General features: G+C 36.4%; 16 protein-coding genes and 1 riboswitch. Of the genes, 8 read left to right on the forward strand and 8 right to left on the reverse strand.

The window, feature by feature from the left end:
- Positions 1-5 precede the first annotated feature (5 nt).
- The 7 genes from H7K77_RS04665 to H7K77_RS04695 all read right to left on the reverse strand — a co-directional run bounded on the left by H7K77_RS04665 (position 6) and on the right by H7K77_RS04695 (position 5885).
- Entirely contained in the window at positions 6-695 is a 690-nt protein-coding gene (locus H7K77_RS04665; protein ID WP_186576561.1) for a sugar transferase, read from the reverse strand.
- Between the two features lie 81 nt (positions 696-776).
- A complete protein-coding gene (gene galU, locus H7K77_RS04670; RefSeq protein WP_186576562.1) occupies positions 777-1658 on the reverse strand; it encodes a UTP--glucose-1-phosphate uridylyltransferase GalU in 882 nt (293 codons plus the stop codon).
- Between the two features lie 48 nt (positions 1659-1706).
- Positions 1707-2474, reverse strand: a complete 768-nt coding sequence (locus H7K77_RS04675; protein ID WP_186576563.1) for a tyrosine-protein phosphatase — start codon at positions 2472-2474, stop codon at positions 1707-1709.
- A 182-nt stretch (positions 2475-2656) separates the two neighbouring features.
- On the reverse strand, positions 2657-3421 hold the full coding sequence (locus H7K77_RS04680) for a tyrosine-protein phosphatase (protein ID WP_186576564.1): 765 nt from the start codon (positions 3419-3421) through the stop codon (positions 2657-2659).
- A gap of 225 nt (positions 3422-3646) precedes the next feature.
- Positions 3647-4342 (reverse strand): CpsD/CapB family tyrosine-protein kinase, encoded by a 696-nt coding sequence (locus H7K77_RS04685; RefSeq protein ID WP_186576565.1) that lies wholly within the window; start codon positions 4340-4342, stop codon positions 3647-3649.
- Entirely contained in the window at positions 4317-5087 is a 771-nt protein-coding gene (locus H7K77_RS04690) for a YveK family protein (RefSeq protein ID WP_186576566.1), read from the reverse strand. The genes H7K77_RS04685 and H7K77_RS04690 overlap by 26 nt, the downstream gene beginning before the upstream one ends.
- Positions 5088-5258: 171 nt before the next feature.
- Entirely contained in the window at positions 5259-5885 is a 627-nt protein-coding gene (locus tag H7K77_RS04695; RefSeq protein WP_186576567.1) for a response regulator transcription factor, read from the reverse strand.
- A gap of 106 nt (positions 5886-5991) precedes the next feature.
- Positions 5992-6080: riboswitch (cyclic di-GMP riboswitch) on the reverse strand.
- 621 nt (positions 6081-6701) lie between these two features.
- Between H7K77_RS04695 and H7K77_RS04700 the strand changes: the two genes are divergently transcribed.
- Positions 6702-7664 carry a nuclease-related domain-containing protein gene (locus H7K77_RS04700; protein ID WP_186576568.1) on the forward strand — a complete coding sequence of 321 codons (963 nt, stop codon included), beginning with the start codon at positions 6702-6704 and terminating at the stop codon, positions 7662-7664.
- A 383-nt stretch (positions 7665-8047) separates the two neighbouring features.
- Here the strand turns inward: H7K77_RS04700 and H7K77_RS04705 are convergent, their stop codons facing one another.
- Positions 8048-8614 carry a nitroreductase family protein gene (locus tag H7K77_RS04705; RefSeq protein ID WP_186576569.1) on the reverse strand — a complete coding sequence of 189 codons (567 nt, stop codon included), beginning with the start codon at positions 8612-8614 and terminating at the stop codon, positions 8048-8050.
- 172 nt (positions 8615-8786) lie between these two features.
- Between H7K77_RS04705 and H7K77_RS04710 the strand changes: the two genes are divergently transcribed.
- The 7 genes from H7K77_RS04710 to corA all read left to right on the forward strand — a co-directional run bounded on the left by H7K77_RS04710 (position 8787) and on the right by corA (position 14855).
- Positions 8787-9302, forward strand: coding sequence for a hypothetical protein (locus H7K77_RS04710; RefSeq protein ID WP_186576570.1), 516 nt, complete (start codon positions 8787-8789; stop codon positions 9300-9302).
- Between the two features lie 31 nt (positions 9303-9333).
- Positions 9334-9609, forward strand: a complete 276-nt coding sequence (locus H7K77_RS04715; RefSeq protein ID WP_186576571.1) for a hypothetical protein — start codon at positions 9334-9336, stop codon at positions 9607-9609.
- Positions 9610-10026: 417 nt separating this feature from the next.
- A complete protein-coding gene (locus H7K77_RS04720; protein ID WP_186576572.1) occupies positions 10027-11283 on the forward strand; it encodes a helix-turn-helix domain-containing protein in 1257 nt (418 codons plus the stop codon).
- Between the two features lie 358 nt (positions 11284-11641).
- Entirely contained in the window at positions 11642-12613 is a 972-nt protein-coding gene (locus H7K77_RS04725; protein WP_186576573.1) for a LysM peptidoglycan-binding domain-containing protein, read from the forward strand.
- A 205-nt stretch (positions 12614-12818) separates the two neighbouring features.
- A complete protein-coding gene (locus tag H7K77_RS04730) occupies positions 12819-12974 on the forward strand; it encodes a DUF1540 domain-containing protein (protein WP_186576574.1) in 156 nt (51 codons plus the stop codon).
- A gap of 474 nt (positions 12975-13448) precedes the next feature.
- Entirely contained in the window at positions 13449-13802 is a 354-nt protein-coding gene (locus tag H7K77_RS04735) for a PilZ domain-containing protein (protein WP_186576575.1), read from the forward strand.
- Positions 13803-13907: 105 nt separating this feature from the next.
- A complete protein-coding gene (corA, locus tag H7K77_RS04740; protein ID WP_186576576.1) occupies positions 13908-14855 on the forward strand; it encodes a magnesium/cobalt transporter CorA in 948 nt (315 codons plus the stop codon).
- Positions 14856-14879: the final 24 nt, after the last annotated feature.

Consider the following 14879-nt stretch of genomic DNA (forward strand, 5'->3'; position numbering starts at 1 on the left):
CCCTTTTAGTAAGCGTCTTTTGAACCAAATAAAACCAATACTGTTTTACATATTAGTTTTATGTCCACGATAAAATTTCTTTCACGGATATATTGTAAATCTAGTTCCATCCATTCATTGAATCCTATATTACTTCTTCCACTAACCTGCCAGTAACAAGTCAATCCAGGCTTTACCTTCAATCTTTGTTTTTCATAAGCAGAATACTGGTCAACCTCATCTGGCAAAGGTGGCCTCGGTCCGACCAAGCTCATATCACCCTTAAGTACATTAAATAACTGTGGTAACTCATCAATACTTGTTTTTCTTATAAATCTACCAATCTTTGTAATACGAGGATCCTCTTTAATTTTAAACACGGGTCCTTCAGCTTCATTTATATCCATTAGAGAAGCCTTAAGCTCCTCCGCATTAGAAACCATGGAACGGAATTTGTACATATAGAATTCCTTTTCATCCTTACCCATTCTAATCTGTTTAAATAAACTATAGCCTTTTGAGTCTTCTATCTTAATTAGTAAAGAAACTATTAGAAATATAGGAGATAATAGAATAATACCTATAATGGAAGCAATTATATCTAAAGCTCGTTTACTTACTAGATAACCCCTATTGTCAGAAGTACGAATTTCCCGAAAATGTACTTCCCCAATTTCACTAGATGCCGAACTATCATTAGAAGTGGTCACAGGCACTTTTCATTCACCAACTTTCTACTTTCTAACTTTTCTAACTATTTACTACAAAAAAAATACATAGAATAAATACTTTATAGTTTATTCCTTCACTCTTTGGGGTAATAAATCTCTAAGGATTTTCTCTACATCGGTTCCGAACTCTTTATTCTTCAGTGCAAATTCAACCGTAGTCTTAATAAACCCAAGAATCTCACCAACATCATGACGAGTCCCCTCAAAGTCATAAGCATATACCTTCTGAATTTGATTTAACATCTGAATAGCATCCGTCAACTGAATCTCTCCACCAGCACCAACTTGTTGCCTATCAAGGAAACGGAAAATTTCAGGAGTAAACACATAACGGCCCATAATAGCTAGATTAGATGGAGCTGTCCCAGGTTCTGGTTTCTCAACAAAAGCATTAACCTGATAACGACGTCCTTCACTTGATTCTGGATCAATAATCCCATATCGGTGCGTTTGGTCATCAGCTACTTGTTGGACACCAATTACAGACGATTCTGTTTGCTCATATTGATTAATTAACTGTTTAAGAGAAGGTACATCACTTTGTACAATATCATCACCTAAAAGAACAGCGAACGGCTCGTCCCCTATAAAATTACGAGCACACCAAACTGCATGCCCAAGTCCTTTTGGTTCCTTTTGTCTAATATAGTGAATGTCCGCTAAATTAGAAGAGTGCTGAACTTTAGAAAGTAACTCAAATTTCCCTTTTCCTTCTAGGTTGCGCTCAAGCTCCGGAGAAGCATCAAAGTGATCTTCAATCGCTCGTTTCCCCTTACCTGTTACAATAATAATGTCTTCAATTCCAGACGCAACAGCCTCTTCCACTATGTACTGAATAGTAGGCTTGTCTACAATAGGTAACATTTCCTTCGGTAAAGCCTTCGTAGCCGGCAAGAATCTAGTACCCAAACCTGCTGCTGGTATAATTGCTTTTCTAACCTTTTTCATCACTTATTCTCCCCCAGATTCTTATTAAAAGTAAGTAAATTAGTATATTTAAAATAAACCTAGAAACTTCTTCTTCTTAATTCTTTCTGGCACATCCCCAACAATTAGTTGACCATCAACCAATAACTGAGCATTTTCTATGAAATTATAAACTACCGTACTACCATACTGTTGGTTAATTAGATTGTTAGCTTCTTCGACACAGAAGCCTCGTGTTGTCGTATTATGCGCATCAGACGCAACAAAATGCGTGAGATTAGCTTCAATTAATTGTTCACTGAATTTTTTGATATTTTTACCGAATTTTCCAGCAACACTGGCCGCTGTCACTTGTGTTAACGTACCATCTCTAACGAACTCATAAAGTAAATCTGGATTTTCTATTAATTGTTTATTTCTTTCTGGGTGCACAATAATCGGTTTCACTCCGTTCACTTGTAAATCAAACAGGAGTTGCTTTGTATATCGAGGTACATGATTGGAAGGTAACTCGACGAATAAATAGCCACTTGTTTCATTTAACGGCAATAGATGTCCTTGTTCTAAGTCTTGTATCATGTCTCCATTTATTCGTGTTTCTTGACCTGGTAGTATAGTAAGAGGGATATTTTCTGCTTGTAATCTATCATTAAGTGTTTTTACATTTTCTAGTATTTCTAACTTGTAATTTTCATAGCTTCCATTTAGATGGTGTGGTGTCGCAATAATGGTATCGATCCCTTGTGAAACAGCCTCTTTCGCCATTTCAACACTTGCCTCCATATGTTTTGCACCGTCATCTACATTCGCTAGAATATGACAATGAATGTCAATCATTTTCAATCATCCTTCTGTTTGGTTAGGATTTTTAACGATAGTATTAGTATATCAGTGTCCTCTCACAAAAAAAACAGTAATTTATTGTAAATTACTGTCGAGTTTTGATGAATATTCGATTTATTTATAGGTATTTCCGTCTAAAAAAAAGTAAAGCGTTTCCAGTCTACAATTATTCCCTACTAGATAATTCCCATTATCTTTTTTCGCTTACTTACTTTTGTCGGTGGATCACCGAGGACCGTTTGCCCCTGCGTAAGCAACACTGCATTTTCAATATAATAATATGCTATGCTATTGCCATACCTTTTCCTTAATTCAGAAATAGCCTTTTTATATGTAAACTGGCTATGGTCCTTCGCTTCTGATCCAATGAAATGAGTTAAATTCGCTTCGATTAACGTATGCGTTAACTTTTGCACCTTTTTCCCACTTTTTCCAACAACACTATCTGAAGCTATTTGTACAAGCGCCCCATTTTTCACCAATTCATACAGAGCATTCGGCTCCTCCATAAACTGTTGATGTTTCTCAGGATGGACTAAAATTGGCTTGTAGCCCTGTAACTGTAAGTCAAAAATAACCTGTCCCGTATATTGCGGAACGTGATTATAAGGAAGATCTATTAATATATAGCGACTTCCATTATTCAAATCTAGCAGATGATCTTTGTCCATACTACCTAACAAGTCTCCGTTGATTCTAATCTTCTGACCTGGTAAAACCTCTAAATCTATTCCTTCTTCGTTAAGACGACGATTTAACTCATTAATCCCAATCATTATTTCCTTTTTAAAATTATGATACTTACCGTCCATGTGTGTCGGTGTTGCAATGATTTTATCAATCCCTTGGTTTAATGCTTCCTTCGCCATCGCAATGCTTTCTTCCATATGCTTTGCTCCATCATCGAGTCCAGGTAGTATATGACAATTAATATCGATCATTCAAACTTCACGCTCCATCCTCATCTTTCGTCTTAGGTATTTTTATCTAATGAGATAGTACCACATGAAATTTGTAAATGGATTGGAAGTTTTGTCGATAAATTGTTAAGTTTATTTCCTTGACTTTTTAAAGCATATACAAGACTTTAGTCTTCATACTAAAGTCTTGTATATGCTTTTTCAATCAAATAATCTCTCAATCAAAAGCTGATTGAGAGATTTCCCTTAATTTGTACCGTAATAATAATAATGTCCTTTTTTCTGTTCACGATCATTTAGCACGACGCCAAGTAGTTTTGCTTTAGCTGGGGTTAATAAGTCACGTGCCTTTTGTGCTGCTTCATATTCGGTTTGTTTACTACGAACAACCATTAATGCACCATCGACCATATTTGCTAAAATTTGTGCATCCGTAACTGCAAGTACTGGTGGTGTATCAAATATAATTAAATCATAAAACTCAGAAGCATCGGCGATCAGTTTTTCCATCGCTTTTGCCCCTAATAACTCAGATGGATTCGGCGGAATAGGACCACATGATAATAAATCAAGGTCTTGAACATCACTTTTAATCACCGATTCATCTAGATTTGTTTCTCCAACTAAGACACTGCTCAGTCCTTTACGGTTATCCATCCGGAACGTATAGTGTAACGTTGGTTTTCTCATATCGGCATCAATCAATAACACCTTTTTACCTTGTTGTGCAAATACGATGGCAAGATTTGCTGTCGTGGAGGACTTACCTTCTGATGGTCCAGAGGATGTCACGAGCATTGTTTTCAAGTTGCCATCAACAGAAGAGAATTGCAAATTAGTACGAATCGTACGGTATTGCTCCGAAATAGGAGATCTTGGATTTAATTTTGCAATCAAATGACGCATCGTACTATTTTTAGCTAGTTTTTTTCGTCTGGCCACTGAAATCTCCCCTTTCTCTTCTGTTAGCTACCTTATTGAAGTGCCCTGATACTAAGTCATCTTCCCCAATATGGAAAATCACCCCTAATATCGGAAGATCTAATTTATCTTCTACATCTTTTTCTGTTTTAATTGTATTATCGAGGTATTCAAGTAAGAAGGCTAATCCGACCCCAACCATAACACCTAAAACCATTGCAATCGCAATGTTAAGCACTGGATTTGGACTTACTGGCTGTGGATTCTCAGATACATCTGCTTCAGAAAGAATGTTGACGTTATTCACGTTCATTAAGTCCGGAATATCTGCTTGGAATACTTGTACCGTTGTATTCGCGATATCAGCAGCAACTCCTGGATCAATATCTGTAGCCGTTACGGTTACTACCTGTGAATTTTCTGCATTCGCTACATTTATTTTACTGCTAAGGGCAGCTGATGAGATTGCTAAGTCTAGCTCTTCCACTACTTGGTCTAGTATCCTATTACTTTTAATAATGACATTATACGTATTAATGATTTCTATGTTGGAACGAATTTCGTTTATATCGACATTTTGCATTTCTGGTTGTTGTTGACTGTTTTGACTTACAATAAATTGACTACTAGCTTGATAGGTTGGGGTAATAAGAAAGAACGTGTACCCTGCACTAATCGCAGCTGCACTAACTGTAAGTATAATAATTAGGAGTAGGCGCTTTTTCAACACCTCAAAGATCTCTTTCAAAGAAATTGTTTCTTCCATTTCTGTACCTCCGGTTGAATTTTAGCAACATACTTCCTCTCCGTTGCACACTACAAGCGAAATTATATCATAGTTTTACAAACAGTGACACGAGATTTCGCAAGGTTTCTGATGGTAATAGTTGGCGTACAGAAATGGTTGCGTTTCCTTACCTAGATAAAATATGGGATTTTATATATAAAACCATTCATTTTTTAGTGCTGTTAGGACGACATTTGTTCGGTCTGGAACATTCAATTTTCTTAGTATTGAACTCATATGGGTCTTGACCGTTTTCTCTGTCACATACAGGTTACCCGCTATTTTCTCGTTACTATACCCCATTATGAGTAGCTCTAACACTTCCCACTCCCGGTTCGTGAATACCCCAATAGGTCGATTGACATTCTTCGCATTCTTCTTTCGATAATCACCGAGTAGAATCGGATACAGCTCCGTGTTGATATAGACTTTACCCTGTATGACTGATTCTAATGCTGTTATCAATTCTTCTTTTTCCATCCCATTATAGAAATAACCTGCTAGGTTCTCCTTAAATAATTCTACTAAATGGCTATTATCTAAGTTTGCCGTCCAAACAATCACCTTTTTTTCTTCCTTTAGATAGAAATTGATAATCGGCTGCACATCTACTGTTGTGTCTAAATCTATGATGACTAATTCAGCATTCTCATTCATAATTGTTCTTTGCTCAACTGGACTATATGCCTTTACTTCATAAGCCCCGAACTCATCACCAACAACACCAACTAATCCCTCTGTAAAAATAGAAGGAGCTTTTACAAACAAAATTTTCATCGTAATGATATTACCCACCTTTAATTTAAAGTAGTAAGACGGAATTCAAAAAAGGCTATTCTAAAATATAGAATAGCCTAATAGTTCCATATATATTATTGACTAATTAGGTAACCAGGCGATCGTAGTTCATAAACGAACCGTAGACCCTAAGCTTTGCGTCCTACCCTTTCGAATAGTTTGCCTTTATTTCTAATATGATGTTCCTCTTTTATAAAATGATATATCTAATTGGGAATTTTATCAAGGGGGAATAGTTTTTTTGTTGTGTGGAGAAGGATAGTTTGACGCATTTAGCGGGGGTTGAGACGCATATTTTGGCCTGTGCGACGCATTTGTGGCCATGAGGGACGCATATATTAGCCGTTGCGACGCATTTATCGGCCTGTGCAACGCATTTGCCGGAGGGTGCGACGCATATATCGGCTGTTTCGACGCATTTGGTCTTTACTATAGTAGGATTTTAATTCATTTAATATTTTTACTAGGTTTGACGCATTTTCCGTTAATTTCGAAGCATAAATTTGGCGAACTGACGCATATAAGAAGTGAACAGACGCATTCCGGTAAGAAAAGGACGCATACGAGCTCTAGATTGACGCATATATGACTATTCTATCAATCTTTTGCATTTTAATAGAGGATCCTGGTTAGATTTCAATTAAATGTGTACGCATTAATTCTTAGTGTTGACGCATATATTTACTAGATTGACGCATTCTATCATATTCCTTTAATTTTTTTCTTTCCTAGAGGATTTTAATTCATTAACATAGAATATTTCTCTTTAATAATAGAAAGAAAGGAGTTGTATGTATGTTAATAAAGCAACGGAAGCTACCTTTAATCATCAAGGTGGATGAAGCACTACTAAGGAGGCTTCCAATAAATCATCGTAAGAGAAGTCTAATCGAGGAGGATTTAGCAATTAGAAATGCCTGTTATAAAGGTGAGCAGAACCTCGACTACTACTTAGACCGCCTCCCCCAGCAAAACCTCTATATTCTGAACGACCTCCGCATTAAGAACGATAAGTATTTCTTTCAAATTGACACGCTACTATTAACGCCAAACTTTGGATTGATCATTGAAGCAAAGAATTTCTCCGGAACCCTCTTTTTTGATACTATTTCAAAACAATTCATTCGAACCTATGGAAATAAAGAAGAGGGATTTAGTGACCCTATTATTCAAGTCCAAGAGCAACAGGAGCAGTTAGTTGACTGGCTTTTTGCTCATCAAATTATGGATTTTCCAATTGAATATATTATTGGTATCAGTAATCCTGAGACTATCATAAAGGCGCACCCCGGCTCTCAATCTATTTTTCAATTTATCCTACATTACCCACATATTAAAAACCGCTTCCTAGAACTCCAAGCCAAGTACAGTAAATATGATATTAACCCCCAACAGTTAAGGAAACTATGTGATCAGCTTGTACGGGCGCACAGCCCATATATTCCAAATATCCAGTCACTATATAACATTAACCAATCTGATATATCGCAAGGCGTTCAATGCCCAGAGTGTAAACACCTGCCAATGCTAAGAGTTTCTCACACATGGAGATGTCCTCATTGCAAGCACCAATCTAAATCCGCCCACCTCCAAGCCATGGAAGATTACCTCTTATTGTTTAACCCTCAATTGACTAATCAGGCATGTAGAGAGTTTCTCTGTCTCAAGAGTAGGAATATAGCTTATAAGTTATTGAAGGCTTCTGGTTTACCTTTTTCAGGGTCTAATAAGGGAAGAGTTTATTATCGTGGGGATTAAATCCGTGGGTGAGAATGTAGATACTTGGTGACTGATTTTTGTTGACGTTCGACGCATATAGTTAGGCACTAACTGGCTTACGTTGATGAGACCAGGCCAGACGCATTTCTTTTAGAAAGTGGTGGATATGTTCCCCAAAATGGTGTATATCCGATGCGGAGTGACGCATTACTCACAGCAAATGACGGATTCCGTGTATAGTTTGACGCATATCCCAACCGTTGAGAACAACTCTCTCATAATTAAATAAATACCCCGTTAGATAATCTAACAAAACAGAAGAACTATTTCCAAATCCCTGGTATTAATAAAGAAAGTCATGCACTTGGGAGGAAAAGCCCAGGCTGAGTTATTCAAACTCTGCCTGGGCTTTTTATTATCCACTATTTGAAGCTACCTTCCATTACCGATTCCTTTACTGGTCTGCGGTCTGATGGCTGTTCTCTTTCTTGTAAGTCCTCTGTCAGTTGGTCCTTTTCCCCTTGGTAACCAATTGCTATGACAGCATGTAAATCATATTCTTCTGGTATGCCAAGAACTTCTCTTGCTTTATCTTTATGAAATCCACCCATTGCATGCGTGGCCAAGCCTTTTTGTGCTGCTTGTAGTGCAAGGTAACCCCAGGCAGTTCCCGTATCAAATGCGTGAGATCCCCCTTCTTTCTTGGAAATGATCACAGCTAATGCGGGAGCTGTCTCACACCATTTAAGATTGCCTTCCATTATGAAGGAATGGAACTTTTCTCGGTCCTCGTTTGTACGTGCAAGGATAAAGCGCCATGGTTGTTTATTCATCGATGATGGTGCCCAACGTGCTGCTTCGAAGACACTCATTAAATCCTTTTCAGGCACTTCTTTTTCCAAAAATGATCGTGGAGACCATCTGTTAATAAAGATAGGGTCGATATCATAGTCAGGTTGACGATATTTGTTTACTTCTGTTTCGGACATATCCAAATTCCTCCTTGATATGTGTTGTAGTTCACCATTATAAGGACTTCCCTTTTTTAAAGCAAAAAATCTGATTATTTATTTAAATTTTTGTAATAGTTATGTAATATTGTTGAAACATTTTCTAAATCCCATACGTCTATATAATTAAGAAAAATGTGGAGGGGTTAAATTGAGAGTATTTCTTGCGTTAATCACTAGTTTAGTATTGTTAGTCGGTTGTAATGTAAGCGCTGATACAACGTTTAAAGATGGCCCCGTTAAAATAGAAACAAAGGTTGTTCAAAAGGAAGAACCTGTTCAGGTAACGGAATCGGAACCTAGTAAAGAAATTATAGATGATCAGTTCATCATTGATAACATAAAGCTTGGTATGACACAGGATGAAATAGTTGAATTAATTGGTGAACCAGATGCAGTAGGTGTGGATATTATGGAAGGAAATCCGATGTGGAGATATGATATCGGGGCAGATGAGAATTATATTTTTGAAGAACCAGAAGAGTTAAAAGGATCTGGAGTAGTGGATACAATCGATGAAGCTGGATTGAAAAAAGGACTGATTGATTCCCAGTTATTTATTAGTTGGCAAGAAGAAAAAATACAAAATTTCGCGAATCATGTATATAAAAGTACTTTTGGGGAATACCGAGTGTTTAAGGATGGCACTGTAAAAAAGACTTATTAGCTTAACATTTTACCTTTGTGAGGTGGATAGTATGGAATACATTATTATCAGTATATCGGTTGTGCTAATGTTTTCCTTCTTTTCCTTGATTGGCAAGCTTAGTGGATTCGAAGACCGCTTACAGCACGTAGAGCATACTTTTGACCAGATTGGAAAAGAAAGAAAGCTTCTTGATGATCCTATTAATGATGAACTACGCTTATTATTGCTTGAAGGAAAAGACGTTGCTGCCGTAAAGAAGGTTCGAGAAGCATTTGGTTTCTCAATAATGGAAGCAAAAAAATATATCGACAATTTAAATCACTAAAACATGGACCAGCTAATCTCCATGTTTTTTCTTTTTTTAGTAACAATTCGTAGGCTTTTGTCATAAACTTTTCTGAGGTGTTCCTTATGAAAAGTTTATTTAGCACTACCTCCTTTTTGGCTAAATTTTTTACATCCTTCCTATTGGGGTTTGGCTTTTTTGTAGTCTGGTTAATATTTGTTATGCCATTATTCGGATTAGAATCCATGTTAGCGTTATTTATTATAATCTTAGTCGCATTTATAATAGAAGCTTTAGTAAAAATGAAACGTTGATAGGAAAATTTTCCTATCAACGTTTCTATTAGTGTGTCATTGATAAACTATTTTCCCTATTTTCATAAGAAGGAATATAGGGCCATATAACGAATACTATAACTTGTGATTTAATTCACAATATTATAAAGAAGGTGAACACATGTATGACATTGGCAAGATAATTCGGCAACAAAGACAAGCACGAAATTTAAAGCAAGCAGAACTAGCAGCAGAGATTTGTTCGGTTTCTTATTTAAGCAAAATCGAAAACAAACAAATCACTCCTAGTACACTTGTTGTAGATTCCCTCTGTGAACGGCTTGGAATTAGTTATTTAAATGAGACTAATGACTTGGATAGTTACCTGTCAGATCAATTGACAAAATGGTATGAGGCGATGCAATACCATGATTTTGAGAAGGTGTCCTCCTTGTATGAGGAATTACAGGAGCATTTTCCTAACCCACACAATTATGAATTAGATATCCGTTATAAGCTATTTCACTTTCGATATCTACTTTGTATGCACGAGCTTGAGCAGGCAAAAGAAGCCATGCTGTTACTAGAGGATTTAAAAAGCATTTTCGAGCCTGTGGACGAGTTCTATTATATGAAATTTGTTGGTCTTTATTATTTGCATATTCCTAAATATAGAGAAGCCCTTAATCATCTTAATGTAGCTGAGCAATTGAACAGTACACTTCATATAGATGATACAGAGTTATTTTTGCACCTCGCTATTGCAAATAGCAATTTACACATCATCTATAAATCTAATTATTATGCAGAGAAAGCCAAACAAGGTTACCAGGAGCATTTGTTGCATAAAAAGGTAATCGAAAGCAAAATAATTATCGCCATTAATCTTCTTTTTCAACATGAATATCATCAGGCTGTTACGGTACTTAAAAAAATTATTAAAAATTCCACCGATTTAGAGCAGTATCCCTTTTTTTCTTACACAGTTTGGCATAACCTTGGTAACGCCTATTTAAAATTGGACATGTTCGACGATGCCCTTCATTATCTCAAAAAGGCATGGAAAACTAAAAGCGAGCAAACGGATGCTAACAACCACTCTGCAACTGTTTTTCTCATTGCAGAAGTATATAAACGAATCGGAAATTATGAGTTAACCAAACAGTATATTGATATAGGCGAGAAGATAAGTACAGGCCTAAAGTACAAATATAAGTTTTATATGCTCAGAAATTGTCTTTATACCGGTTGGAATCAATCATTTATTGAAAAATTAGAGGGAGAAATTATGCCCTATTTCGAAGCAAGTGGTGATCAATTAGAATTCACGGACTGTTTACAGTTACTTGGTACTATTTATCATGACAAGCAATGCTATAAAAAAGCTTCTTACTATTTTCAATTACTTTCTATTAACCTCTCTAAAAATACTTTATAAGGATGTGTACTGACTTGAAAAAATTAATGGTTATTGTCATCACTTTAGTTGTCATTCTTCTTACATCAACTTTGCCTCCTCATCAACAAGAAGCTGGAAATGAAGCAATTTATCCAAGATTAGTTATCAGCCACGACTCCAAGTAAGCATATCTTTTCTTTCTGCACAGGTGAAGTAAACCCTTACTTCACCTGGATATCCCCAACTTTTTAGCATGATCACCCTTCTCATCCATAATTACCCGTTATTATGTCAGGATTGTTAAGTATCGTTACAAATCGATAACATCCGTCATTTTTCGACATTCCCATGCTATACTGTTGCCAACAACAACAAACAACGAGGAGAGTGAAGCAGCATGAAAAAAACAAACAAAACGTTAATCGCCGTAGTTGCCACTTTAGGAATAGCGACAGGATTTTCAACAAAAGTAGAAGCAGCATCCTATACTGTACAACCAGGTGATTCGCTTTGGGCAATCTCTCAGAAATACAATACAACTGTTTCAAACTTAAAATCTATTAATAATCTTTCATCTAATTCAATCTATGTAAATCAAGTTATTGAAACCTCTGAAACTACAACGTCTACTTCAGGGTCGTCTTATACTGTTCAATCCGGAGATTCCCTATGGGGAATTGCGCATAAACACGGTATTTCTGTTTCAGATTTAATGAAATGGAATAATAAGACAAGCTCTATTATTCATGTTGGAGAGACGTTATCTATCTCTCAGACTAGCAATTCTACTACTTCAACTGAATCTACATCTAATATGACCACTTATAAGGTAAGTGCAGGCGACTCGTTATATGCGATAGCTAATCGTTTTAATGTTTCTGTATCTAATCTGAAGTCGTGGAATAATTTAACTACAAACACGATTTATATTGGACAAACACTTAAACTAACTGGTTCTACTTCAGCACCAACTCCTACTCCAGTTAAAGTAGAGCAACCTGAGGAGAATCTTGCCGCTAAAGTAATTGCTGAAGCCAAAAAGCATGTTGGTACACCATACAAATGGGCAGGTGTTGCTCCTGGTGGATTTGACTGTAGTGGATTTATCTACTATGTACACAAAACTGCTGGAATGGATATTAATAGAACAGATACAACAGGTTATTACAATCAATCATCAACAATCTCTAGCCCACAACCAGGAGACTTAGTATTCTTTAGTGGAACATACAAAGCTGGAATCTCTCATATGGGTATCTACATCGGAGATAACAAATTCATACACGCAAGCTCAAGTGGCGTTCAAATCACCAGCCTAAGCAACTCATACTGGAGCAAACACTTCACAAATTACAGACGCTGGAACTAGGGTGCCTGTCACCACCCGGTATTTGTCGAACGATTAGGACTTATTTCCCCGGAAATAGGTTCTTTTTTTGTTGACTTTAGCTTCCCCAACTTATTGATGATTATGTATAGTATTGATTTAACTGTAATACCAATTTTTCCTCTTATTTAGATTTGCATATTCATCTTATATTTAGGCATTACTATTTGTATGGGAGGTGTGCAAATTGGCTCAAGACGTATTATGTGAAGTAAGTAACTGTAAATATTGGGCAAACGGCAACAAATGTAAAGCAGATGCAATTTATGTTGTTAGCCATAGAGGCAAAAGAGCCGCTAACCAAGAAGAGACAGACTGCCAAACATTCGAGCCGAAGATCTAAAGCACGCTAACTATATGGAAGGTCTGGCCCTTTTCCCTCGCTTAGGGTCAGGCCTTTTTAGTTTTATCCCCCTATTTGTTGGTTATATTCTCCCTGTTTTTTATTTAATCTCCCAAACTTATGCTTTTATCCCCCAAATATTACGAGTTATCCCCCAAAAATACTGATTTATCTCCCAAATCCAAAATTACACCCTTTTTTTAAGCGGGGAGGGGATCTAAATATATCTTGCGTATTAAAGTTGGATGTATCACCCTATCTTTTTCTAATAACCTCCCTATTTTCGTTTTTATCTCCCAAATATTATGAGATATCTCCCGAAAACTCCAATTTAACCCTAACTCCCCCACACCAACATTAGTCAAAAAGGACAATTTCAGAAAATATTGACAAGTAGTCATTTTACATAGTACTCTACTAAAGGATGTACAATTAAATAGAGAGACAAAAATATGGTAAAGGGGATAATATTTTATGACTAGACAGGGTTCTAGGATTCCGTTCCAAACTGCACCATCGATGAAAACGACGATTACAAGGGTCAATGGACTAAATTTGTTTAAATCGGAAACAGTTATTGCACTTAAGGATGTAAGTGTATCTGGAATTTGCTTTACCTCTGAATTAGATTTTGAAGTAGGTCAATATTTAACGATCGAGTTAAGCTTATTCACGCCTACTAACCAAATATTTGGAGAAGTTGTCAGAAAAGAATCTAAAGATTCTAGTTACACCTATGGTTTTAAGATTACTACAGCAGATAAAACCTACCATGAATACATGTCCTCCTATGAAAATTACATAAGAAAAGAAACGATGAATATATAGTAGGTGGACGACAATAATATTGTCGTCTTTTTTTTGTACAAATTTCTTCACTTGTAAACACTACTCTTTTTATACTAAACTGGCTCATATAAGGAGCAATGCGACATGATTAATATAATTGCAGTTACGAAAGCAAACCAAGCCATCACATTAGATACAATTGAAGGCCTAAAAAATGTGGACTACAGCTGGTACTGGATTGATTTTGATCAACCAACTAAAGCCGAAATATCACAATTAGATGAAAAGCTTAAATTTCACCCATTAGCAATCGAAGACTGTATTCAAAGTTTGCAACGGCCTAAGCTCGATTATTATGATGACTTCAATTTTTTCATCACACATGCTATCAATAAAGCAGACCTTAGCAAGGAAGAACATGATTTTTTCATCGGGGAAGATTATGTTGTTACCTTCCATGAGTATGAATCGAAAGAGATTAACCAGGTTAGAAGCAGATTACTTCAATTAAAGGATCCTGGTAGCTGGGATGAGTATCGGATCTTTTACGAAGTGATTGATAAAATAGTCGATAACTACTTCCCGATTATTTATGAAATAGAGGATCAGCTGAATGAAATTGAGGATAATGACAACAATGAACCAATGAATGTGCTACTCGACAATTTATTCGATATCCGACACGAGCTTCTCAAGCTCCGTCACACCATTAATCCTGTCAGAGACCTATTCTATCGGATTTTAAATTCGAACCATCTAGAAGGGGTTAAAGCACGCAGAGAATACTTCCTTGATATTTATGACCATTTGTTAAAACTATCTGATATGGTTGCATCTAATCGGGAAATTACCAATGATATTCGTGATAATTATCTTTCACTCAACTCACACCAAACGAATGAAGTGATGAAACTACTAACCATTATTACTTCTATATTTGTTCCGCTTACTTTTATTGCTGGTGTATATGGGATGAACTTTGCTTTTATGCCTGAATTGAACTGGAAGTATGGGTATTTTGTAGTTTTGGGTGTCATGATTGTGATGGCTGTTTCTATGTATGTTTGGTTTAAGCGGAAAGGGTGGTTTTAATTAATTTGGTCGGATCCAATCAGA

This window comes from Aquibacillus kalidii, from assembly GCF_014280935.1.
Lineage (GTDB): Bacteria > Bacillota > Bacilli > Bacillales > Amphibacillaceae > Aquibacillus_D > Aquibacillus_D kalidii.